This window comes from Prevotella sp. LMAG:51, from assembly GCF_008680225.1.
GTDB classification, from domain to species: Bacteria; Bacteroidota; Bacteroidia; order Bacteroidales; family Bacteroidaceae; genus Prevotella; species Prevotella pectinovora.
This window is the reverse complement of the sequence record NZ_NALQ01000016.1, coordinates 80,882-104,697: the sequence shown is the minus strand read 5'-3', so window position 1 is coordinate 104,697 and position 23,816 is coordinate 80,882. Positions and strand designations below refer to the sequence as shown.

The following is a 23,816-nucleotide window of genomic DNA, read 5'->3' as shown; positions in this document are numbered from 1 at the left end:
AGGAAGAGCTCGACAAAGCACTCGATCCAAAAGGAGATGCTCCAGTCCTGCACAACTTCACATTGAAATAATATCCCATAACATCAATACGGAAATATCTAATTGACAACGCCTGACGGTTTCAATATGCCGTCAGGCGTTTTTCTGAAATTGCCCCTCATGCGTGCGCATTAATATATAAGGTGAATAACCACGTTTTTCTTTGTTTTCTGTCAAATAAAAGGAAAACCGTCACTTTTTTCTCATTTTCTTTTTGAAAACATTTGGATGGTATGAGAAAAACCCATACCTTTGCATCCGCTTTTGAGAACGAACGCTGTTACAAACAGTTACTAAGTCAGAAAGAGCGACAAAAGAAAGAGTTCTTTGAAAAGATTACAATAAACAGAGAAGTAGTAGTACAAGAAGCAGCTTCTTTTCCACCTTATATTATATAGGGGTCATGGATAAAGGAGTTCTGGGTAGAACGAAACCTATCAATTTCTGAAGGTGATACCGAATGATTTTCGGAGGCATTCTGAACAGAGACAAAACGAACTTTCCTTCGGGAAAGGTCATTATAAAGATATTATACAATGGAGAGTTTGATCCTGGCTCAGGATGAACGCTAGCTACAGGCTTAACACATGCAAGTCGCGGGGTAACATCTGGTAGAGCTTGCTCTTCCAGGATGACGACCGGCGCACGGGTGAGTAACGCGTATCCAACCTGGCCCATACCACGGGATAGCCCGTCGAAAGGCGGATTAATACCGTATGCTGTCATTAAGATGCATATATTGATGACGAAAGGACTGGCGGTATGGGATGGGGGATGCGTCTGATTAGCTTGTTGGCGGGGTAACGGCCCACCAAGGCGACGATCAGTAGGGGTTCTGAGAGGAAGGTCCCCCACATTGGAACTGAGACACGGTCCAAACTCCTACGGGAGGCAGCAGTGAGGAATATTGGTCAATGGGCGCAAGCCTGAACCAGCCAAGTAGCGTGAGGGAAGACTGCCCTACGGGTTGTAAACCTCTTTTGTTTGGGAATAAAGTGCGGGACGTGTCCCGCATTGCATGTACCATTTGAATAAGGACCGGCTAATTCCGTGCCAGCAGCCGCGGTAATACGGAAGGTCCGGGCGTTATCCGGATTTATTGGGTTTAAAGGGAGCGCAGGCCGTGGGTTAAGCGTGTCGTGAAATTCCGTCGCTCAACGGCGGACGTGCGGCGCGAACTGGTCCACTTGAGTACGCGGGACGTTGGCGGAATTCGTGGTGTAGCGGTGAAATGCTTAGATATCACGAAGAACTCCGATTGCGAAGGCAGCTGACGGTAGCGCAACTGACGCTGAGGCTCGAAAGTGCGGGTATCGAACAGGATTAGATACCCTGGTAGTCCGCACGGTAAACGATGGATGCCCGCTATTCGCCCACCTGGGCGAGTGGCCAAGCGAAAGCGTTAAGCATCCCACCTGGGGAGTACGCTGGCAACGGTGAAACTCAAAGGAATTGACGGGGGCCCGCACAAGCGGAGGAACATGTGGTTTAATTCGATGATACGCGAGGAACCTTACCCGGGCTTGAATTGCAGAGGAAGGATTTAGAGATAATGACGCCCTTCGGGGTCTCTGTGAAGGTGCTGCATGGTTGTCGTCAGCTCGTGCCGTGAGGTGTCGGCTTAAGTGCCATAACGAGCGCAACCCCTCTCCGTAGTTGCCATCGGGTGATGCCGGGCACTCTGCGGACACTGCCACCGTAAGGTGTGAGGAAGGTGGGGATGACGTCAAATCAGCACGGCCCTTACGTCCGGGGCTACACACGTGTTACAATGGGGCATACAGAGCGCCGGCGGCCGGCAACGTCCGTCCAATCGCAAAAGTGTCCCCAGTTCGGACTGGGGTCTGCAACCCGACCCCACGAAGCTGGATTCGCTAGTAATCGCGCATCAGCCATGGCGCGGTGAATACGTTCCCGGGCCTTGTACACACCGCCCGTCAAGCCATGAAAGCCGGGGGCGCCTGAAGTCCGTGACCGCAAGGGTCGGCCTAGGGCGAAACCGGTGATTGGGGCTAAGTCGTAACAAGGTAGCCGTACCGGAAGGTGCGGCTGGAACACCTCCTTTCTGGAGATGCCTTTCGAAAAGGTGCACCTGTAAGACAGAAGATACGGAATCAGGTCTTTCCAAAAATCTTCTTGTACTCACGAACTCCTGTTTTTAAAATAGAGAAAAATGAAACCGGGCAAAACCCTTGAAAGAGTTTGAGCCGCAGTTTGACTTGACGGTAGCGTCCGACACAGTCCTATAGCTCAGTTGGTTAGAGCGCCACACTGATAATGTGGAGGTCGGCAGTTCAAGTCTGCCTGGGACTACAAGGAAAACAATTTCTTAAGCATGGGGGATTAGCTCAGTTGGCTAGAGCGCTTGCATGGCATGCAAGAGGTCAACGGTTCGACCCCGTTATTCTCCACGCAGTCGACAACCGTATTCGTATGGTTATGAATCGACAGACGATCTTTGACATGTTGTTACAGACAAAACTGTAGAAAAGAAAATTTCAATACAGCTGAAAGTATGGGCTAGGTCCCTTGTGAATTACGGTTCACATGTGGACACAGGCGAAAGTAAGAAAGGGCGTATGGCGGATGCCTAGGCTCACGGAGGCGATGAAGGACGTGATAAGCTGCGACAAGCCTTGGGGAGGTGCAAATGACCGTTGATCCAGGGATTTCCGAATGGGACAACCCGGCAGTCTGAAGGACTGTCATCCGGACAAAAGTCCGGAGGCGAACGGAGGGAACTGAAACATCTTAGTACCTCCAGGAAGAGAAAATAAACAATGATTCCCCCAGTAGTGGCGAGCGACCGGGGAAGAGCCCAAACCGGTGTTGTCAAGGCAACGCCGGGGTTGTAGGACCGCGCTGTGGTACTTTTATCGTGAACAGAATGGACTGGAAAGTCCGGCCGTAGAGGGTGAAAGCCCCGTACGTGAAGCGAGCGAAGGCCTAGCGGTATCCTGAGTAAGGCGGGACACGAGGAATCCTGCCCGAATCCGCCGGGACCATCCGGCAAGGCTAAATACTCCCGTGAGACCGATAGTGTACCAGTACCGTGAGGGAAAGGTGAAAAGCACTTCGACGAGAAGAGTGAAAGAGATCCTGAAACCATGCGCCTACAAGCGGTCGGAGCATCCATGAGATGTGACGGCGTGCCTTTTGCATAATGAACCTACGAGTTGCCGTCGCCAGCGAGGTTAAGTCCCATGAGGGACGAAGCCGTAGTGGAAGCGAGCCTGAAGAGGGCGTCAAGTTGGCGGAGGCAGACGCGAAACCAAGTGATCTACACTTGTCCAGGTTGAAGTCCCGGTAACACGGGATGGAGGACCGCACCAATAAGCGTTGAAAAGCTTCTGGATGAGGTGAGTGTAGGAGTGAAAGGCCAATCAAACTTGGAGATAGCTCGTACTCCCCGAAAGGCATTTAGGTGCCGCGTGGGAAGGTCAGCGTGAGAGGTAGAGCGACCGATAGGTCAAGAGGGCTTCACCGCCTATCGAGACCTGACGAACTCCGAATGCTCACGCTTAGTATTCCTGCAGTAAGGGGGCGGGTGCTAAGGTCCGTCCCCGAGAGGAGAAGAATCCGGACCGCCGTCTAAGGTCCCGAAGTTCTGTCTGAGTTAGTCTAACGAAGTGTGGTCCCTGAGACAGCCAGGATGTTGGCTTGGAAGCAGCCATTCATTCAAAGAGTGCGTAACAGCTCACTGGTCGAGGGTCCGTGCATGGATAATAATCGGGTATAAGACAGGCACCGAAGGCGCGGGATAGCAAATAATAAAAGTATCGGTAGGGGAGCATTCCATCGGCGTAGAATGCAGTAGGTGACTACTGCTGGAGCCTATGGAAAAGCAAATGTAGGTATAAGTAACGATTAGGAGGGCGAGAACCCCTCCCGCCGAACGACTAAGGTTTCCCAGGCAATGCCATTCATCCTGGGGTCAGTCGGGTCCTAAGGCTAAGCCGAGCGGCGAGGCCGATGGCAGACACGGTCAACATTCCGTGACTACCGCCATCAGTGATGTCCAGACGGAGCAGTGACACCTCCGCGCCCTGACGGAATAGGGCGTTGAAGGGCGTAGGCTATGAGAATGCCAGGCAAATCCGGCGTTTGAGCTGAAACCCGAAAGTACGGGGTCCCCTTCGGGGGAACCTGAGAGCGAGGGTAAGCATACTCCCGAGAAAATGGGCTAAACTCATGTTGGCGGTACCCGTACCGCAAACCGACACAGGTAGTTGGGTAGAACATACTAAGGCGTTGAGAGATTCATGGCTAAGGAACTAGGCAAACTGACCCCGTAACTTCGGGATAAGGGGTCCTCACCTCCGGGTGAGGCGCAGAGAATAGGTCCAGGCAACTGTTTAACAAAAACACAGGGCTGTGCGAACTCGAAAGATGAAGTATACAGCCTGACACCTGCCCGGTGCCGGAAGGTTAAGAGGAGATGTCACCGCAAGGGAAGCATTGAATTGAAGCCCCGGTAAACGGCGGCCGTAACTATAACGGTCCTAAGGTAGCGAAATTCCTTGTCGGGTAAGTTCCGACCTGCACGAATGGTGTAATGATCCGGACGCTGTCTCGGCCATGAGCTCAGTGAAATTGTAGTATCGGTGAAGATGCCGATTACCCGCGATGGGACGAAAAGACCCCGTGAACCTTTACTACAGCTTAGCATTGACCTTGGTCATCCGATGTGTAGGATAGGCCGGAGGCTTCGAAGCGGCGTCGCCAGGCGTTGTGGAGCCATCCTTGAAATACGGCCCTTTGGCTGTCTGAGGTCTAACGCGGATAGTCGCGGACACTGCTTGGTGGGTAGTTTGACTGGGGTGGTCGCCTCCAAAAGCGTAACGGAGGCTTCCAAAGGTGCCCTCGGGCCGTTTGGTAAGCGGCCTTCAAGAGTGCAATGGCAAAAGGGCGCTTGACTGGGAGGGAGACATCCCGAGCAGGCAGGAAACTGGGGCATAGTGATCCGGCGGATGTGTATGGAAACTCCGTCGCTCAAAGGATAAAAGGTACTCCGGGGATAACAGGCTGATCCCCCCCAAGAGCTCATATCGACGGGGTGGTTTGGCACCTCGATGTCGGCTCGTCACATCCTGGGGCTGGAGAAGGTCCCAAGGGTTGGGCTGTTCGCCCATTAAAGTGGCACGCGAGCTGGGTTCAGAACGTCGTGAGACAGTTCGGTCTCTATCTATCGTGGGCGCAGGAGTTTTGAGTGGTGCTGTCACTAGTACGAGAGGACCGTGACGGACAGACCTCCGGTGTACCGGTTGTGCCGCCAGGCGCACCGCCGGGTATCCGCGTCTGGATCGGATAAGCGCTGAAAGCATCTAAGTGCGAAGCTTTCCACGAGATTAGAACTCCATTGAGGGTCGTCGCAGACGACGACGTTGATAGGGCGCAGGTGTAAAGACGGCGACGTCAAAGCCGAGCGCTACTAATTGCCCGAGAGCTTTCGCTTTCCGGCACACACTTTCAGTTGTATTGCAACTGTCAATTCTACAGGACAAGAAGTCTGTAACATTACGCATGTCCCCCATATCAGGTGGCGACAGCGGCGGGGTTCCACCTCTTCCCATTCCGAACAGAGAAGTTAAGCCCGCTTGCGCCGATGGTACTGCAATGCAATGTGGGAGAGTAGGTAACCGCCTTTTTTCACTTTAAGACTTGAATCCTCCGGAAGAGCAATCCTCCGGAGGATTTTTTTTGCGTGTCTGTACGCATCAGGGTCTTCCTTGGTTCTCATGCAGCGTCATGTCTGTTTTCATCAGACGATAATTGAATTGTCCGGACAATTACCAGATGGTTTTTGCATGCAGAAACAGACGGAAGTGACTGAATTATAGACACTTCCGGATATGGGACCAGATGGTTGAAGGTTTTGGGGAAAAAGTGGTTTTGAGGAGTTTTTCATATTCTTGACTTCGGCGAGTATTTTGTTTGTTGGTTTGGCATCCATGTCACATACTTATCTCATTATATTGTTTTTGATACTTCAGTATGTCTACTTTTCTTTAGAATTTATCCAGAATGAATAAATCTCTAAGACTATAATCTATTTTCTTTCTTCATTATTTTCCTTTTTTCATATAATTATTTACCTTTGTGGAAAATATTAAAAACACATGGATATCTTAAAGGAAAGGATTATGCAGGATGGCAAATGCTATCCTGGAGGAATTTTGAAAGTTGACAGTTTTATCAACCATCAGATGGACCCTAATCTCATGATGGATGTGGCTAAGGAGTTTGTTCGCCTATTTGATGGATTGAACATCAACAAGATCGTTACCATTGAGGCAAGTGGTATCGCTCCGGCCATCCTTGTCGGATATTTGAAGCAGTTACCTGTGGTTTTCATCAAAAAGAAACAGCCTAAGACTATGGATAATATGCTTTCAACTGTAGTCCATTCATTCACCAAAGATAGAGATTATACTGTCTGCATCAGCAATTCCTTTTTGACCCCTGATGACCATGTGCTCTTCATCGACGACTTCCTTGCCAATGGCAATGCTGCAAATGGTGTGATAGACCTATGCAAGATGTCAGGAGCAACAATCGAGGCGATGGGATTCATAATCGAGAAGGCTTTCCAGCATGGCGGAGATTTCCTTCGCGAACACAATATCCGATATGAGGCTTTGGCTACTGTGGAGAGTCTTGATGACTGTAAGATATTGCTGAAATAAATTTTTTCTGCACTTGTCTTCAGCGACTGTTTAAGATGTTCTTCTAAGTTCAATATTTCTCTGGACAGGTAATTCTGACAATTACTATTTCTAATATTTCAAAATCCGCATATGGCACAGCATAATGATTTCGGTAAATGGGGAGAAGATCTCGCTGTACATTATCTTTCTGAGAAGGGATATGCCATATTGGAGAGAGATTGGAGATATGGGCATAAGGATATTGATATCATTGCAATTTCTGATGACACGCTTGTATTTGTGGAAGTGAAGACAAGGAGAAACGACACCTTCATGCGGCCGGAGCAGTCTGTCGACTGGAAGAAGATAAAGAACATCACTCTTGCAGCCAATCATTACGTAAAGATGAATGGTATTGACCTGCAGATCAGATTTGATATCATTTCGATTGTGGCAAAGGGAGCAGATGGCAAATGCAGTATAGATCATATTGAAAGTGCTTTCTTGCCTTATTATTTCAGATAATGCGGTATTACAGCTCTTTCAAGAACTATATTGAACGATTCTGTAACAGCGTGTGGAATGCTATTTCAAGAACAACATAGAACTAATAATATTTGAGGATTAATATTGGAAAGAATAAAGGTTATAGAACTTGATTCCGTAGACTCTACAAACCGTTATCTTCATGACTATGACGGTGAGGAGGGTGAGCTGATGACAGTAGTCGTTAGCAGGAACCAGACTGCCGGTCGTGGACACGGTGATAATAAATGGGAGAGCGAGGATGGCAAGAACCTTACGTTCAGCGTAAAGGTACATCCTGAGAATCTGCCAGCCAACAGTCAGTATGTCATGCTCGAAGCAATGGCTCTCGCCATCCGTTCCGCTTTGGATGCGGAAGTGAAGAGCGTGAGGAGCTGGTCGACGTTGGAAGACTACGACTTTATGTTCGGCAGGTCGGTGGCAAGCGGAACTGACTGTCGCGGTTTCACCATCAAATGGCCCAACGACATATATTGGGACGATCTTAAGATCAGCGGCACGCTTTCAGAATGTGAGATAAACAGTAGTGGAGTGAAGAGCTGTATCATCGGCAGCGGCATCAATGTGAATCAGCGAGAATTCGTCAGCGATGCTCCAAATCCCGTTTCTCTGTCACAGATAATGCGCCGCACGGTGCCGTTGAAGAAAGTCTTCGAGGCAGTGCTCGCCAAGTTTGAGCATTATCTCGCCATTGTCAATGCGGGCGAGTATGCAAAATTGAAGGAAGAGTATATGGGTGTTCTCTACCGTCGTTACGGTTCCTATGGATATATAGATGGCGACGGCGAGTTTTATGCTCGTATTGAGGATGTTGGTCAGAACGGGCATATCATGTTGCGCAGAGATGACGGGATGCTTTCTGAATACGAGTTCAAGGAAGTGAAATTCAAATTGAAACAAAGATAGAATATAAAAATCAAACATAACATGGCAAAGTATAATAGAATCCTTTTGAAGCTCAGCGGCGAGAGTCTTATGGGCAAGCAGAATTATGGTATCGACGTGGAACGTCTCAACGACTATGCGCGCCAGATCAAGGAAGTGTATGAGATGGGAGTGCAGATAGGAATCGTCATCGGCGGCGGAAACATCTTCCGTGGACTCAGCGGTGCCGGGAAGGGCTTCGACCGTGTGAAAGGCGACCAGATGGGAATGTGTGCCACTGTCATCAATTCCCTCGCCCTCAGTTCCGCCCTCGGAGCTGTAGGTGTGAAGACCAAGGTGCTCACAGCTATCCGCATGGAGCCTATCGGCGAGTTCTACAACAAGTGGAAGGCTATCGAGGCAATGGAGGCAGGATACGTATGTATTTTCTCAGCAGGAACGGGAAGTCCGTATTTCACCACCGATACCGGTTCTTCACTCCGTGGAATAGAGATTGAGGCCGACGTGATGCTCAAGGGGACAAGAGTAGACGGTATCTATACCGCTGATCCGGAGAAAGATCCTACAGCTACCAAGTTCAGCGAGATTACCTACGACGAGATCTACACTCGCGGACTGAAGGTCATGGACCTTACTGCTACAACAATGTGCAAGGAGAACAACCTGCCGATATATGTGTTCAACATGGACATCGTGGGCAACCTGAAGAAAGTGATGGACGGAGAGCAGATCGGTACACTCGTGCACAACTGATACAGAATGTCATAAGATCAAACTGTGATAGTAGCTGTGTCTTGCCATTTGTCCATGATGATGGCATGACACAGCTGCTTTGGCTTTAGTCAGAAATCCCGGAGATTCTAATTGTCAATCGGGCTTAATCCCTAAAACGGTCATTCGACCGTCTTATATAATATTGTATAAAACAATCTAACGGGCATTTGGGATAAACGGCAATCCCCCATCTGACTGCCGAATTAGATTCATATTCATGTAAACGACAAATAATGATGGAGACATATTTGATAATAGCAATAGTGGCGTCTGTAGCCGTGCTTTTCATCGGCTACTATTTGGGAAGTAAAGGCAAGAACGCCAATTCGCCAGACAATTCCCAACTTCTTGACAATATGCGTGAACAGATTGCATCCCTTGAAGCCAGGCTGAAAGAGAGAGACAGCACCGTAGCCCGTATGACCGATGAGATTCGCGAACTCACCTCTCAAAGGGATGTGCAGAAAGCCAAGGCCGACAACGCCGTGCAGACCATCGCCATGCAGAAAGAAGATTTCGAGAACCGGCTCCGTAGGCAGAAAGAGCAGCATGATGTGCTCCTTGCCGACCATAAGACTTCGTATGAAAAGCAGATTGCAGAACTGAGAATTTCATACGACCGGCAGGTTGCCGAGCTTAGGGATAACTTCAACACCCAGCTAGCCCAGACCAAGGAGAGCGCCGAGAAACAGATTGAGGCCCTGAAGACAATGAACCGTGAGCAGGTGGACAGTCAGCTGAAGCTGATAAAGGAACAGATGCAGACCACCTCTGAAGAGGTGCTGAAGCGTAGACAAGACGAACTCGGCGAGAGGAACAAAGAGCAGGTGTCGAAAATCATTGACCCTCTGCAGCAGAGTCTGAAAGATATGCAGGAAGCCTTCAACAAGTCTAAGCTCCAGCAGAACGAAGCCCTCACGCGTCTTGACGAAACGATAAAGATAAACATGCAGAAGAGTGCCGCCCTGGGCGAGACCGCCGACAGGCTTACCCGTGCGCTCACCGGTGAGGTGAAGGTGCAGGGAAATTTCGGCGAGCTGAAACTCAAGCAGCTTCTCGAAGACCTGGAACTCAAGGAAGGCGAACAGTTTGATACCCAGGAAACGCTCCGCGACAAGGCTGGACGATCAGCCAGAGGCGACGACGGAAAGGGACTGGTGCCCGACTTCATCCTTCATTTCCCCAACAACCGTCACGTCGTGGTAGACTCAAAGATGTCGCTCACCGACTACGAGCGCTATATGAATGCCGCCGACGGCACACCGGAAAAGTCGGAATATCTCAAGGCACATATTGCGAGTGTTAGGGCTCAGGTGCGCCGACTTGCCCGTAAGGAATACACCAAATTCCTGCCCGACGGATACAACAAGCTAAATTTCGCCATCATGTACGTGCCGATAGAAGGTGCTCTCAACCTTGCTCTGCTCAATGATGACACCCTATGGCGCGAGGCATACGACGAGGGCGTGATGATTCTCGGTCCGCAGACCATGTATATGAACCTACGTGTGCTGGAGATGATGTGGACACAGGTGAGACAGCTCAAGAACCAGCAGGTGATGATCGACGCCGCTAACCAGGTGATAGACCGTGTACAGGATTTCGGAGTGCGCTTCATGGATGTGGAGACGAGCATGAACGACACTATAAAGAAGATGACCAAACTGAAGATCACCACCGCCGACAGCGGTCCGAGCATCATAACGGCAGCGCGGAAGCTGCTCAAGGCAGGAGCTAAGGAAAACCAGCGCAAGAAGACACTCGCCGAAATGGACGAGTCTATATACATAGAGTCTGACGACGCTCCATTGCTCGCCCATCATCAGACTGGTGATGCCGATGTGGCAGCGGCAGACAATGAAACAGACAATAACTCACATATACCGACTGGCAACGAGGAGGCGGACTCATGAAATACATTCTTGCCATAGATTCATTCAAGGGATGCCTGTCGTCGGTCGAAGTGGAGACGGCATTGGCAGAAACCCTCTGCCGTGAGGGAATAGAGACAGTCTGTCTGCCGATGTCAGACGGAGGCGACGGGATGCTCCATGCCTTTACCGCAGCCCTCGGCGGAACATTGGAGCCGGTGTATATCCACGACCAGATGATGCGTCGTGTGGATGCCCAATATGGCATTGCGCCCGACGGCACGGCGATAATAGAGGTGGCACAGGCATGTGGACTGAATCTCGTAAAGGAGGATGAGCGCAATCCGATGCGTGCCACCACGTATGGAGTGGGGGAGTTGCTGTCGAGAGCCATAAAGCGGGGCTGCCGCAATTTCATTATCGGACTGGGCGGCACGGGGACGAGCGATGCAGGAATAGGAATGATTCGTGCGCTCGTGGATATCTTTGCCCGTGGCAAGAATTTCGATGAGGCGATGAAGACGGAACTTGGCGAATGCAGGTTCACTCTCGCTTCCGATGTAACCAATCATCTTTGCGGTGAGAACGGTGCAGCCTATGTTTATGCTCCGCAGAAGGGAGCAACACCAGAGATGGTGGAACAGCTCGACCGCCGTGCCCGTCTCTTTGCCGAGAAATCTGCCATGCATTTCGGTTTCGACAAGTCAAACGAACCGGGAGCAGGAGCTGCCGGAGGGTTGGGCTATGCCTTCATGCAATATCTCGGAGCAGAGATGAAGTCGGGTGCCGACCTGCTCTTGGACCTCACGGACTTCAATGAAAAGATAAAAGATGCTGATTTGATAATTACGGGTGAAGGAAGTGCCGACCGCCAGACCTTGATGGGCAAGCTTCCGCAGCGTATCCTGTTGCGTGGAAAGCAGTTGGGGGTACCCGTAGGACTTGTAGCCGGCGGAGTGGAAGACAAGGACGAACTTCTTTCCGCAGGCTTCACCTTTGTAGAAAGCATAACGCCGGAAGGCATGCCGTTGGAAGAGGCAATAAAAAAAGAAGTGGCATTCAGCAACCTCCGTCGCTTTGCCGCTTCATTTATTTAAAACTTAATTTCCGTTGCCGCTTTTCTCGCCAAGTGTGAACTCATCGTTATAGTATCTGAAGCGTAGGTCTATGCTTTACGAGTCAAAGGTATATGGTTTTTGCCTCGTGAAGTATAGGCTGGATAATCTTCTGGATATACACTGTCAGGCAATGCCCAACAGTTCAATTTCGAACACGAGCGTGGAACCGCCCGGTATTCCCGGCTGTGAGAATTTGCCGTAGCCTTTCTCCGCCGGTATGTACACCTCCCATTTGTCGCCCACACACATCTGCTGCATGGCGATAATCCATCCATCGATGAGGTCGCAGAGGCGCACGGCGAGCGGTGCACCGCCGAGCGAGGAATCGAATTTCTTGCCGTTTATCGTGCGTCCCGTATAGTGGGCGGTCACGATGCTGCGCCTCGACGGGTGTCGCCCGTCGCCGAGTCCCTCCTTCAATACCTTATAATATATGCCTCCGGGAATCTCCCTGACCCCCTCTTCCTTTGCTTTCTCCAATAGCCATTCTTTGTTGACTTTGGCATATTCCTGTTTCTTCATGTTTTATTATTTCCTATTTCAGAAGTTTCACTACGTTTTCAAGACTAATGCCAGTCATTGTCGAAATCTGCTCCTCTGTCATTCCTTTGCTAAACAACGCTTTAGCCATATTGCGTAGCTGTTCATCCTTCAAAGTCAACTGTTCGCTCTGCTGTGACAACTGTTCGCTCTGCTGTGACAACTGTTCGCTCTGCTGTGACAACTGTTCGCTCTGCTGCGACAACTGTTCTCTCTGCTGCGACAACTGTTCTCTCTGCTGCGACAACTGTTCGCTCTGCTGCGACAACTGTTCGCTCTGCTGTGACAACTGTTCGCTCTGCTGCGACAACTGTTCGCTCTGCTGCGACAACTGTTCGCTTTGCTGTGACAACTGCTGCTCTTGCTCCTTGAGCATTTTGTCGCGCTGCATTATAGCTGTATCACGGTCTTCAATGGCTTTGTAGTATTCATCCTCTACATTCATGTCCTGACGCATCTCTGAATTTGCGGCAGCAGCTGTGAGCTTATGCAGCACGTACAGCATGTCGCTGTCATCAGCATACTTGTCTTCGTCTATTTTAAGTACCTGTTGCGTGTCGCCCTCAACTTGGGTCTGGTCGAACACGCTGAGCACCTTCTCAAGTCTGTTGTTCACATTGCCATGCAGAAGAGGAATCTGCACAATAATGCTATTGTGGGTCAGACTTTCCACAAAAGGCTCTTCATTGACGTCGGCCACGACGTTTCCGTTATAGTCAAACACGTCATGATTGACATATACTATCGGTTCCTTGATGTTTCCCACCTTGTGCCCGAGGAGATAAACAGCTACCATCGGGTAGGCAAAGCCTTTCTCATCGGCTTCGCGCATGTTGTTCTTGTTGCTGTATTGGGCTCCGAGATATTGGCGGAAACGCAGGGTCTCGGTGTTGAGCCATGTCTTCTGCAGCTCTATCAGAACAATGCGGTCCTTTATCGCACCGCCTTCGCGCTCACGCACTGTCGCCGCAAAATCTATGCGGAACATAGACAGGGTGTCGCGTGTGGTGTTGCTGTATTCATGTGGACGCACCGTCACGTGGATCACTTCTTTCTTCAGCAAAGCCGACAGTATGGTCTTGGCTATGCGCTCGTCTTCCATGAGATATTTGAACACGGAGTCGTAAATCGGATTGGCTACATGTATAATCATAACGTTCTGTTTTGTTTCATTTACAAAAGTAGATAAAAAATCCGAATAATGAGTCTCTGTTGCTTAAAAAACGCCCCTAATTCGTCAAAAGGTATTCTGCTTATTCCACTTCCTCGAAGTCCACATATTCTCCTTCGTCTTGGGTGAATATGCGGCGGTTTATCTCGTCTTCGGTGCGGCGGTCTTCTATCACGTCGCCAGTCGTAGTGGTGTAGCGGCGTGAGGAACTGGTATTGCCGGAGGTTTGGCTGTTGCTGTTGCCTGTGTTAGGGCTGCTCCCGAATCCGTTACGAGAAGTGCCGTTTCCGAATCCGCCTTGTGCATTGTCGCCGAATGGGTTGTTGCCGTTCCACTGTTTGTTGAGATCGTCGAATTGCTTTTTCACTTTGTGTATCTGTCTGAATATCACAAAGAGTTTTATTGCACCCCTTATTCCCCAGTAGATTAAGAAGAAGAGTATGATGTATAATAGCAGTTCCATGTTGAGATGTTTTGGTGAGTACTGTCGTTATGCCGCTCTCTCCCTTGCCTTGAATAATGACGATATTCGCATAGGGGTGAGCAGTCGCTTCTGTCTTTGGACCGGCAAATATGATGCCATTTGACCGGCAGAGGGTGTTCCTATGCCTTCGGGTCGTTGGCAGGGGCGGTTTTCTTTGCTGTCTTGTTCACGCAAACCGACAGAATGACATACCATGCTATTATTATGGCGAATGCCGAGAGTTGGAAAAAGGCTATCAGTGGGATGCAGGTTATGATGAATATGTACTTCACTTCGTTTCCTTTCCATCCCCAGTTTTTGAATTTCAATGCGAACATCGGTATTTCGGCAATCAGTATGTAGCTGGTCAGCAGTACCATTGCCATTACGATGAACACGTTGTATGACGAAGCCTCCAGCAGGTCTCTTGCTCCCACGATGAGCGATCCCCAGAACAGGGCATTGGCAGGTGTCGGCAGTCCGATGAACGATGTGGCCTGTCGGGTGTCGAGGTTGAACTTCGCGAGTCTGAGCGCTGAGAATGCCGCCATTATGTATGCGAAGTATGGCAGGTATTGCCGCAGCGGTTCGAGAGTGGCGGGATAGTCCATCACGGCAAGTTCGGCGAACACCATAGTTGCCGGTGCTACTCCGAACGTGATGTCGTCGGCGAGCGAGTCCAGTTCTTTTCCTATCGGCGACGACACTCCGAGCAGTCTTGCGCTCATGCCGTCGAAGAAGTCGAACACGGCACCTATGATTATCCACAACAGAGCCAGTTCAGGGCGGTTGACGAATGCGAAAGATGTGGCTATGCAGCCTGATATGAGGTTGCAGCAGGTTATGGTGTTTGGTATGTTTTTGGTGATGAAGTTTGCCATTTCTTTTTCTCCTTCCTTTTGTTTCGTTGTTTTGTTTGTTGTTTTTCTCTCTGATGGGTTCTTGTCTGCAGGTCTGGCGGATGAGGCTTGGTGATTGCTCTTTTCGTGTTCCGCGTATTTGCCGTTGCCTTCTATATGGCGTTGTTGTCCGCCATTCTTTATAAAAACAAGCCATAGACTCTTGCAGCCCGGCCTTTGGCGTAGGGTCATGAGTCTATGGCTTTATGGTTTCCTCATCATGTGTGTGCTCTTATTTGAGCTTTGCGATGACGGTCTTGTCTCCGGTGGTGCTTTGTCCCATCTTCACGCACACCTCCGTGCCGAGTGGCAGATATACATCCACTCTTGAACCGAATTTGATGAATCCAAGATGCTCGTCGATGTAGCAGTCTTCTTCCGGCTTCGCGTATGTCACGATTCTTCGTGCCACGGCTCCCGCAATCTGTCTGCACAGGATTTCCGTGCCGTCTTCGGTCTCAAGCATTATGTCAGCGTGCTCATTCTCCTCGCTTGCTTTCGGTAGCCATGCCTTGTGGAAGTTTCCGTTCTGATGGTTAACGAATTTCACTTTGCCGTCAACGGGAAACCAGTTGGCATGCACGTTGAAAAGGCTCATGAATATGCTTATCATTAGTCGCTTGTCGTGGAAATAAGTGTTTTCCTCAACCTCTTCGATAACCACAATCTTTCCGTCGGCAGGTGCTACTACCACCTTGTCGGTGTCGCCCTCGAAATATCTTTTTGGGCAGCGGAAAAAGTTCAGCACTATGGCATAGACGATTCCGAAGACGCCGACAAAGCTCCAGAAAGCCGCTTTGCAGTCTACATAGAACCAGAGTATTGCAGCGACGGCGACGACGAAAATCGCCCCGTAGAGCAGTGTGTCTGTTCCTTCTCTATGTATTCTTACGTACTTCAGTTTTTTTATTTTCTTACCCATAGTATTTCGTCGTAAAATAGAAGCTTGTTTTTAAAGCATTCGTCGTAAAATAGAAGCTTGTTTTTAAAGCATCTGCAAAGATACCGCTTTTTTGCGTATTTCGCAAATTTTGTTCTTATTCTTTTGCCATTTCATGGATAAAGCGTAACTTTGAGCCACTTTTATAGCAAAAAGTAAAACAGAAAACTTAACCACCTTATACTCAGTGATGCAGGATTTCATACATTTACACGTACATACATATTACAGTATCCTTGACGGACAGTCGAGCGTATCGAAGCTCGTGGACAAGGCCGTTGCCAACGGCATGAAGGGAATGGCGATAACCGACCACGGCGACATGTTCGGAATCAAGGAGCTGTTCAACTATTGCAACAAGGTGAACGGCAAGCTCCGCGACGAGGGCAAGCCTGAATTCAAACCCATCTTCGGTTGCGAGATGTATGTGGCGCGCCGCAAGAAGTCAGACCGCAGCGACCCAAAGGTGGACAAGAGCGGATACCACCTGATAGTGCTCGCCAAGAACTACAACGGATACAAGAACCTGATAAAGCTCGTTTCCCGTGCATGGGTAGATGGATTCTACATGCGTCCGCGAACCGACCGTGAGGACCTGGAGAGATATCATGAAGACCTCATCGTGTGTTCGGCATGTATCGCCGGCGAGGTGCCGGCAAAAATCCTGCGCGACGACATCGAGGGAGCACGTGAGGCGATAGAGTGGTATAAGCGGGTGTTTGGCGACGACTACTATCTGGAGCTGCAGCGGCACGAAGTGAAAGATCCCAACCAGAGGGCAAACCGAGAGACATTCCCGCTGCAGCAGAAGGCGAACAGGGTGATACTGCAGCTTGCCAAAGAATATGGCATAAAGGTGGTATGTACCAACGACGCCCATTTCGTGGACAAAGACAATGCCGAGGCACATGACCATCTGCTGTGTCTATCCACCGGCCGCGACCTCGATGACCCCAACCGTATGCTCTACTCCAAGCAGGAGTGGTTCAAGACCCGTGAGGAGATGAACGAGGTGTTTGCCGATGTGCCGGAGGCGCTGTCTAACACAATTGAGATTCTCGACAAGGTGGAGACATACTCCATCGACCATGCCCCCATCATGCCATTCTTCCCCATCCCCAAAGAATTCGGAACAGAGGAAGACACACGCCGCAACATCACGCCGGAACAACTATACCATGAGTTCACCTCAGACGAGAACGGCGAGAATCCGCTGCCGAAGGATGAGGCAGACAAGAAGATAAAAAAGCTGGGAGGCATCGACAAGCTGTATAGGATAAAGTTTGAGGCAGACTATCTTGCCAAGCTCGCCTACGACGGAGCAAAGGAACGCTACGGCGATCCGTTGTCGAAGGAAGTGCACGAACGAGTGAAGTTCGAGCTGCATATCATGAAGACGATGGGATTTCCGGGATACTTCCTCATCGTGCAGGATTTCATCAACTCGGCACGCGACGAGCTGGGAGTGATGGTGGGACCGGGACGTGGATCGGCAGCAGGATCCGTCGTGGCATACTGTCTGGGCATCACCAAGATAGATCCGATGAAATACGACCTGCTGTTTGAGCGTTTCCTCAACCCCGACCGTATATCGCTCCCCGATATCGATACCGACTTCGACGATGACGGACGAGGCAAGGTGTTGGAATGGGTGGAAGACAAATATGGCCACGACAAGGTGGCGCATATCATCACATACGGAACGATGGCGACGAAGAACGCCATCAAAGACGTGGCGCGAGTGGAGAAAGTGCCGCTTGCCGAGGTGAACGCCCTCTGCAAGCAGATACCTGACAAACTGTCGGATTCAGAAGGAAACTCGCTGAAGATGAACCTTCCGAACGCCATCAAATGCGTGCCGGCGCTGAGAGAGGCAGAGGCTTCTCCAGACCCGCGGATGCGCAACACCATAACTTATGCCAAGATGCTTGAGGGCACTGTGCGTGGCACAGGTATCCATGCCTGTGGCACCATCATATGCCGCGACGCCATCAGCGACTGGGTGCCGGTGTCAACGGCAGAAGACAAGTCGGACCCCGGCCACAAACTGCTCTGTACGCAATACGACGGACACGTGATTGAGGAGACCGGACTCATCAAGATGGACTTCCTCGGACTGAAGACCCTATCCATCCTGAAAGAGGCAGTGGAGAACGTGAAGCTTCACCGGGGCATAGACATAGACCTCGATACTATCCCTATCGACGACCTGCAGACATATCAGCTATACAGCGAAGGACGCACCATCGGAACTTTCCAGTTTGAGTCTGCCGGAATGCAGAAATACCTGCGCGAGCTGCATCCCACGACATTCGAGGACATCATCGCCATGAACGCCCTCTACCGTCCGGGACCAATGGACTATATCCCATCCTTCATCGCCCGTAAGAACGGCAAGGAAGAGATAAAATATGACATCCCTTGCATGGAGAAATACCTGAAAGACACCTACGGCATTACGGTGTATCAGGAGCAGGTGATGCTTCTCTCCCGTCAGCTCGCCGACTTCACCCGAGGCCAGAGCGACGCCCTGCGTAAGGCGATGGGAAAGAAGAAGAAAGCCATCGTAGACCAGATGAAGCCGATGTTCATCGAGGGCGGAAAGAAAAACGGCCACGACCCGAAGGTGCTCGAGAAAATATGGGCAGACTGGGAGAAGTTCGCCAGCTACGCCTTCAACAAGTCGCATGCCACCTGCTACTCATGGGTGGCATATCAGACGGCATATCTCAAGGCACACTATCCTGCCGAATACATGGCTGCCAACATGAGCCGGAACCTTGCCAACATCACCGAAATCACGAAACTCATGGATGAGTGTAAGGCGATGGGAATAGAGACCCTCGGACCCGACGTGAACGAGAGCCGCAACAAGTTCAGCGTGAACAAAGGCGGAGCCATCCGTTTCGGACTCGCCGCCATCAAGGGAATGGGAGCGGCAGCTGCCGAATCGCTGATTGCCGAGAGAGAGAAAAATGGACCTTACAAGGATATCTTCGACTTTGTGCAGCGAGTGAACCTCAGCGCCTGCAACCGCAAATGCTTCGAGAGCTTGGCGCTCAGCGGAGGCTTCGACAGCTTCGGTATAGACCGTGAACGATATTTCGCACAGAACGAGAAGGGAGAAAACTTCTTCGATACGCTGCTGCGTTTCGGACAGGCATACCAGGTGTCAAAGCAGCAGGCAAGCAACAACCTCTTCAGTATGTTTGCTGATGAAGAAGTGGAAATCGCAACGCCCAAGATTCCTGAGTGTGAACGGTGGAGCGACATAGAGAGGCTCAACCGCGAGCGCGACCTCGTGGGCATCTATCTCTCGGCGCATCCTCTCGACAGCTATGCTGTGGTGCTCGAAAACCTTTGCAACACGAAATGTCCGGAGGTGGCAGACAAAAAGGAACTGATGGACCGTGGCGACATCACCGTAGGAGGTATCGTGACCAACGTCCGCGAGTCGATGACAAAGAAAGGTAAACCATGTGGCTTTGTCATGCTCGAAGATTTTGAAGGCTCTGGTGAGATTGCTCTTTACGGAGAGGCGTGGGGACGCTGGAGGGGAATGTTCTCCATCGGGGCATCGGTGTATATCAAGGCACAGATAACCCAGATGTATGCCGGCAGCAATTTCTATGATTTCAATATCTCCGATATTCAGTATCTGCAGACCGTGAAGGACAAACGTATCGAGAAGCTCACCATAGTCATCGATTCGCATAAAATATCCACTACGCTCGTCACAGACCTGTGTCAGAAACTCTCAGCTGATCCAGGCCCGACGCATGTCTATGTGCAGCTCGACAGCATTGAAGACCGTCGCAGCATCACCATGCGCTCGAAGGGCATGAGTGTGAACGTGACTAAAGATCTGTTGTCTTTCATCAAGGAGAACGAAGCGTTGGAATATCATATAAATTGAAAAATATTGATAAAAAGCTTCGCATCTCATAAAAAAGAGCTAAATTTGTGGCGCAATTTGAATGCAGGTCATACGCGGAGGCTGTGGCAACCCATGGAAAGCACCTTGGATAAACAGGGAAATGCCGGTTGTGGCAGCCAGGGGTGATGACATGCGGAGTATGAAAGACATCCTTAGAATTTAATAACAAGAACAATAAAACAAAAATAAAATGGAAGTAACAATCACCTCAGAGAACTTTGAGAGTTTGAAGAATGGCGAGCAGCCATTAGTAGTGGATTTCTGGGCAACATGGTGTGGACCATGCCGTGCCATCGCTCCTTTCGTGGCAGAGCTTGCAGAGGAATACGACGGCAAGGTAGTAGTAGGCAAGTGTGACGTTGAGGCTAACGACGACATCGCTATGGAGTATGGCATCCGCAACATCCCGACTCTGCTGTTCATTAAGAACGGCGAGGTCGTAGACCGTCTCGTTGGCGGACAGTCTAAGGCTGCTATCCAGAAGAAGTTCGAGACTCTGCTCTAAGCAGATTGTAATGCTCCTTTGCCAGTCGGTATTGTAGGCTGGTTGGGCGGTAGAAAATAAATTATCGTTCCATGTCGCTGTTGATATAGCGGTATGGAACGATTTTCTTTTTCCTGTAAATTATTTAGTCAATATGCTTGTAAATGTAAATATTTTGTCCTATCTTTGCATTTGAACCCAAATCGGTCGTTAGGGCTTGCTTGGATTTTGATTTTTAGAAGAGTGGATTTTGGTTGGCTTTTAATGAGTAATAGCAAGCTATTGCGAATTAAAAACGGACAAAAGACGCCTTATAAAAAGCAAAAGACTGCAAGCAGTTATAAAATATCACATTTAACGGCCTAATGACCGTTTTGGGTTGAATAAAAAATGGCTGTCATACTATGGCTTTACGTATAGTATGGCATATAGGATTGGGATTTGATCGGGTAAATATAGGTGGGCTTTTAAGGTAAAAGCAACAACCGTCGGTAGCATTCATAACGTTGCTTCCGGTGGTTTTTATTTTGGCCGATTTTTTTTAAACCATTGGCGGAATTCCACTCAATACGAGAAGAAAGGCTGTGTAATTTATTCTGTTCGTAGGTTATGAGTTTTATATTTTTTTTTGTAACTTTGCCTAAAATAATTCCTAAACAATAAATTTAATACTTTTAAATGGCACGAAGAATTTGGAAGTGACGTATATATCGTAAAGGCGATATAACCTTACAAACATTACCGACATTAACTAGTCAAATATATAAAGTACTATTCTCAAAAACATTACTATAAACATGGAAGCTTTTAAAATTACCTATATACCAGCATTGGTTGCTTTGTTCACAAGCATCTGTGCTATTTTGTCTTTCTTCTTTTTCAGTTACTTAGGCGTTAAAAGCAAGAGGGCGAGACGCACAGAAGAAGTTTCGGCTTTTGATAAAATAGTCGGAAACCTATCTTCATCTGATAACACAGTAAGATTAGCCTCTGCTATTATGATAAGAAGATTCTTTAATGGAAAGGTACAGAAATCCAATCTGTTCCTATTTCAAGAAAGTGCTAATGTGATTTCTTCAATGTTGAAAGTTCTCCCGACAGGAATATTCCAAAAGACTATGGCAGATGGTTTGGCTTATGCTGTGGACTTATCCAATATGGATTTACAAAAGACAAATCTGCAGGATGTATATTTGGGTAGAAAGGATGATAAGAATATTAAAGTTGATTCGACGGATTTTTATTTAGCAGACTTGTCCTATGCACTTTTGGAAAATCTATCAGGAAAAGCTATATTCTACAGATCCATTTTATTTTGTACGCAAATCAAGAATTCTGATTTGTCAAACAGTTGTTTTAGAGAAGCGGATTTGACAAGGGTAAAGTTTAAAAATGTATTTTTGAAGAATGCCGACTTTACCGGCGCATTGCACGTACCCGATGAAATAAAAGAAAAGCTTGTTGACGGTAAGTACCTGGATGATGACCGAGTGACAGCCGGACATAAATTAGAATCAAGCAAGAGCATATTCTTCTCAATGCCAAGCATAATGGAAAAAGGAGAAGAACTTCTTACAAAAGACTTCAAGTCATTTTTGGAGGCCCAAGGCTATAATGTCCATTATTATATAAAAGACGACTACCCTTGCTATGGCCAACTGAATAGAATACGTGAAAAAATAAAGAATTCAGTTGGTATGGTTGCCTTTGGCTTTAAACAAATAAGTATTAAAGAGGCTACATTCCGCCCAAATACGAAGGACGAACAAATTTGGCAAAACAAGTGGATGTCAACACCTTGGAATGATATAGAAGTAGGAATGGCATTAATGGAAGGTATGCCAGTACTGATCATAAAGAATCCATTGGTGGATATGGGAGTTTTTGATGATAAACTGAGTGAATGTTTTATTGCTAGCATATCAACAACAGATGACAATAGAAAACTATCCTTTAACAAAGAAGTTCAAAGATGGCTATCTAAATTATCTGTTTAAATAACTACAGTCCACTAAAAGCCTAAAGCGTTCTTTGGAACGACATCACGAACACTTGAAATATTCTGACATAATTATATTAATGAAGATTGATGATAACAAATGATTTTATCTGAAAACCCCATAAATATGAATCTAAAAACAATAGAACAATTACTGCAAAACGCTCAGATTATATTACAGAAAGATAAGGCTGAGAAGAAAGAGCATGAGGCCAGAGGTGAATATTTCAATGTTTTTGAAAATTTACACTTTACGCGTCCAGAGGAGCATCTGCATACACCTATCCTACGGATGCTTCTTGATAAGAATGCCAATCATGGTGTAGGAGATCGCTTTTTAAAGGCTTTTATAGATATGGTTGTGCGAAAATTGAATCCTAATTTTCAATATGATGTTACCTCAAGCAATATTGAATATAAAGACAAATATATTGGTGAAATAAAAATATCAGAAGATGGAAAGTCAACAGGAGGAGAGATTGATATCTTTATTAATGATGATAAAGGACATGCTATCATCATAGAAAACAAATTTGACAGATATGGCAATCCTGCCCAGGAACAGCGAAGGCAACTTGAACGATATTACAATTACGGAAAGGAGCATTATGAGGATAATTTTATCTTGATTTATCTCACACCTTCCGGTCAAAGTGCCTCTGAGTATTCTACCGGTCCTAACAAAATAGCATACCATACGCTAAGTTATGATCCATCTGATAAAAAGCCCAATATTATATCTTGGCTCAATAAGTGTTTGGAAATATCTAAACACTGCCCTCGCATTCATGAAGTAATAAAACAATACATAACCTATATAATGAATACAAGACAGATTATGGAAGATAAATATCAAAAAGAATTATTAGAGCTGTTGCTTGCACCCAAAAATATAGATGCGACTCTTAGTATTTTATGTAATGTGCAAAATATTAAACAGAAAATTAGAAGAGATTTCTGCGACCAGTTGGTGTCTTTGGCTGGTGAATATGGTCTTGAACCTCGTGAGCATTATAATGACAGCCTCGTTACCTGGGATGAAGATTATGGATGGATGATTTTTTTAGGGGAAAATAAGCATCAATCACAAGTAGGATTTGTAGTTGGAAATTACTCAAGAACAGATCAAGACTATGGAGGAATGTTATATGGGTTGTCTATTATTAATGGGGATTATTCAAATATAGAAGAGTTGAAGAATGTCTTTAAAATAAAATCAACCGATTCTGATGAGCAACCTTTGTTCCGTTATGAGAAAGATTATCATCATGTTCCTGAAAGTAAAGGAAATTTAAAGAAAGAATTTCCTTTTGGATATTCTTTTTTGTATGATGAAAATAGAGAAGGGAATAAAAAAAAATGGTATGATTGGGATGACATTCAGACTTTGGAAGATATGCGCAATGGTAAACTGCTTAAATTCATGAGAAGCCGCTTTGAAATACTAAAAAAGAATGGTGTCATAGAAAAGCTATAGAGTGACCTAATATTATTTCATTATAA

Annotated in this window: 15 protein-coding genes, 2 tRNA genes and 3 rRNA genes; 15 read left to right on the top strand and 5 right to left on the bottom strand. The window is 47.9% G+C overall.

The genetic code is table 11. The features are described from left to right. Positions 1-572 precede the first annotated feature (572 nt). From CCC32_RS05820 to CCC32_RS05770, 11 genes are all read left to right on the top strand, one after another. Positions 573-2,104: ribosomal RNA gene (locus tag CCC32_RS05820) — 16S ribosomal RNA — on the top strand. 174 nt (positions 2,105-2,278) lie between these two features. After that, positions 2,279-2,352, top strand: a tRNA-Ile gene (locus CCC32_RS05815). Between the two features lie 24 nt (positions 2,353-2,376). Further along, a tRNA-Ala gene (locus CCC32_RS05810) sits at positions 2,377-2,450 on the top strand. Between the two features lie 148 nt (positions 2,451-2,598). Beyond that, positions 2,599-5,494: ribosomal RNA gene (locus tag CCC32_RS05805) — 23S ribosomal RNA — on the top strand. 80 nt (positions 5,495-5,574) lie between these two features. Next, positions 5,575-5,687 (top strand): 5S ribosomal RNA (gene rrf / locus CCC32_RS05800). The 16S, 23S and 5S rRNA genes sit together here with 2 tRNA genes alongside, the layout of an rRNA operon. 471 nt (positions 5,688-6,158) lie before the next feature. Continuing rightward, positions 6,159-6,725: a xanthine phosphoribosyltransferase gene (gene xpt / locus CCC32_RS05795; RefSeq protein ID WP_022317138.1), complete on the top strand. Its 567-nt coding sequence runs from the start codon at positions 6,159-6,161 to the stop codon at positions 6,723-6,725. 111 nt (positions 6,726-6,836) lie between these two features. Next, on the top strand, positions 6,837-7,211 hold the full coding sequence (locus CCC32_RS05790; protein WP_042517346.1) for a YraN family protein: 375 nt from the start codon (positions 6,837-6,839) through the stop codon (positions 7,209-7,211). A gap of 105 nt (positions 7,212-7,316) precedes the next feature. After that, complete coding sequence (locus CCC32_RS05785; RefSeq protein ID WP_287072964.1) at positions 7,317-8,138, top strand: biotin--[acetyl-CoA-carboxylase] ligase; 822 nt, start codon at positions 7,317-7,319, stop codon at positions 8,136-8,138. 21 nt (positions 8,139-8,159) lie between these two features. Next, positions 8,160-8,870, top strand: coding sequence for a UMP kinase (pyrH, locus tag CCC32_RS05780; RefSeq protein ID WP_287072961.1), 711 nt, complete (start codon positions 8,160-8,162; stop codon positions 8,868-8,870). Between the two features lie 254 nt (positions 8,871-9,124). Next, a complete protein-coding gene (locus tag CCC32_RS05775) occupies positions 9,125-10,804 on the top strand; it encodes a DNA recombination protein RmuC (protein WP_287072959.1) in 1,680 nt (559 codons plus the stop codon). Continuing rightward, on the top strand, positions 10,801-11,859 hold the full coding sequence (locus CCC32_RS05770) for a glycerate kinase family protein (protein WP_287072957.1): 1,059 nt from the start codon (positions 10,801-10,803) through the stop codon (positions 11,857-11,859). The genes CCC32_RS05775 and CCC32_RS05770 overlap by 4 nt, the downstream gene beginning before the upstream one ends. A 144-nt stretch (positions 11,860-12,003) precedes the next feature. Here CCC32_RS05770 and bamJ read toward each other — a convergent pair whose 3' ends face one another. The 5 genes from bamJ to CCC32_RS05745 all read right to left on the bottom strand — a co-directional run bounded on the left by bamJ (position 12,004) and on the right by CCC32_RS05745 (position 15,875). Then, positions 12,004-12,402, bottom strand: coding sequence for a BamJ family beta-barrel-assembly machinery protein (bamJ, locus tag CCC32_RS05765; protein WP_278841309.1), 399 nt, complete (start codon positions 12,400-12,402; stop codon positions 12,004-12,006). 13 nt (positions 12,403-12,415) lie between these two features. Further along, the gene (locus CCC32_RS05760; protein ID WP_287072954.1) at positions 12,416-13,573 is read right to left on the bottom strand and encodes a hypothetical protein; all 1,158 of its coding nucleotides are present in this window, start codon (positions 13,571-13,573) and stop codon (positions 12,416-12,418) included. A 100-nt stretch (positions 13,574-13,673) separates the two neighbouring features. Next, the gene (locus CCC32_RS05755; protein WP_287072951.1) at positions 13,674-14,054 is read right to left on the bottom strand and encodes a DUF4834 family protein; all 381 of its coding nucleotides are present in this window, start codon (positions 14,052-14,054) and stop codon (positions 13,674-13,676) included. 140 nt (positions 14,055-14,194) lie between these two features. Beyond that, positions 14,195-14,935: a CDP-alcohol phosphatidyltransferase family protein gene (locus tag CCC32_RS05750; protein WP_287072948.1), complete on the bottom strand. Its 741-nt coding sequence runs from the start codon at positions 14,933-14,935 to the stop codon at positions 14,195-14,197. 250 nt (positions 14,936-15,185) lie between these two features. Next, positions 15,186-15,875, bottom strand: a complete 690-nt coding sequence (locus tag CCC32_RS05745) for a phosphatidylserine decarboxylase family protein (protein ID WP_287072946.1) — start codon at positions 15,873-15,875, stop codon at positions 15,186-15,188. Between the two features lie 208 nt (positions 15,876-16,083). On the opposite strand from CCC32_RS05745, the gene dnaE reads away from it, so the two are divergent. The 4 genes from dnaE to CCC32_RS05725 all read left to right on the top strand — a co-directional run bounded on the left by dnaE (position 16,084) and on the right by CCC32_RS05725 (position 23,790). Then, positions 16,084-19,809, top strand: a complete 3,726-nt coding sequence (gene dnaE / locus CCC32_RS05740; protein ID WP_287072945.1) for a DNA polymerase III subunit alpha — start codon at positions 16,084-16,086, stop codon at positions 19,807-19,809. Between the two features lie 211 nt (positions 19,810-20,020). Further along, positions 20,021-20,335, top strand: a complete 315-nt coding sequence (trxA, locus tag CCC32_RS05735; RefSeq protein WP_044065252.1) for a thioredoxin — start codon at positions 20,021-20,023, stop codon at positions 20,333-20,335. Between the two features lie 776 nt (positions 20,336-21,111). Next, on the top strand, positions 21,112-22,311 hold the full coding sequence (locus CCC32_RS05730) for a pentapeptide repeat-containing protein (RefSeq protein WP_044075161.1): 1,200 nt from the start codon (positions 21,112-21,114) through the stop codon (positions 22,309-22,311). A gap of 102 nt (positions 22,312-22,413) precedes the next feature. Beyond that, entirely contained in the window at positions 22,414-23,790 is a 1,377-nt protein-coding gene (locus tag CCC32_RS05725) for a PDDEXK-like family protein (RefSeq protein WP_287072942.1), read from the top strand. The last annotated feature ends 26 nt before the right edge of the window (positions 23,791-23,816 follow it).

Bases quoted from the DNA above. Each gene is read 5' to 3' on its own strand.
- CCC32_RS05775 (WP_287072959.1), top strand. From the start codon at position 9,125: ATGATGGAGACATATTTGATAATAGCAATAGTGGCGTCTGTAGCCGTG.
- pyrH (WP_287072961.1), top strand. From the start codon at position 8,160: ATGGCAAAGTATAATAGAATCCTTTTGAAGCTCAGCGGCGAGAGTCTT.
- CCC32_RS05770 (WP_287072957.1), top strand. From the start codon at position 10,801: ATGAAATACATTCTTGCCATAGATTCATTCAAGGGATGCCTGTCGTCG.
- CCC32_RS05730 (WP_044075161.1), top strand. From the start codon at position 21,112: ATGGAAGCTTTTAAAATTACCTATATACCAGCATTGGTTGCTTTGTTC.
- xpt (WP_022317138.1), top strand. From the start codon at position 6,159: ATGGATATCTTAAAGGAAAGGATTATGCAGGATGGCAAATGCTATCCT.
- CCC32_RS05760 (WP_287072954.1), bottom strand. From the start codon at position 13,573: ATGATTATACATGTAGCCAATCCGATTTACGACTCCGTGTTCAAATAT.
- CCC32_RS05790 (WP_042517346.1), top strand. From the start codon at position 6,837: ATGGCACAGCATAATGATTTCGGTAAATGGGGAGAAGATCTCGCTGTA.
- CCC32_RS05755 (WP_287072951.1), bottom strand. From the start codon at position 14,054: ATGGAACTGCTATTATACATCATACTCTTCTTCTTAATCTACTGGGGA.
- CCC32_RS05750 (WP_287072948.1), bottom strand. From the start codon at position 14,935: ATGGCAAACTTCATCACCAAAAACATACCAAACACCATAACCTGCTGC.
- bamJ (WP_278841309.1), bottom strand. From the start codon at position 12,402: ATGAAGAAACAGGAATATGCCAAAGTCAACAAAGAATGGCTATTGGAG.
- CCC32_RS05725 (WP_287072942.1), top strand. From the start codon at position 22,414: ATGATTTTATCTGAAAACCCCATAAATATGAATCTAAAAACAATAGAA.
- trxA (WP_044065252.1), top strand. From the start codon at position 20,021: ATGGAAGTAACAATCACCTCAGAGAACTTTGAGAGTTTGAAGAATGGC.
- dnaE (WP_287072945.1), top strand. From the start codon at position 16,084: ATGCAGGATTTCATACATTTACACGTACATACATATTACAGTATCCTT.
- CCC32_RS05745 (WP_287072946.1), bottom strand. From the start codon at position 15,875: ATGGGTAAGAAAATAAAAAAACTGAAGTACGTAAGAATACATAGAGAA.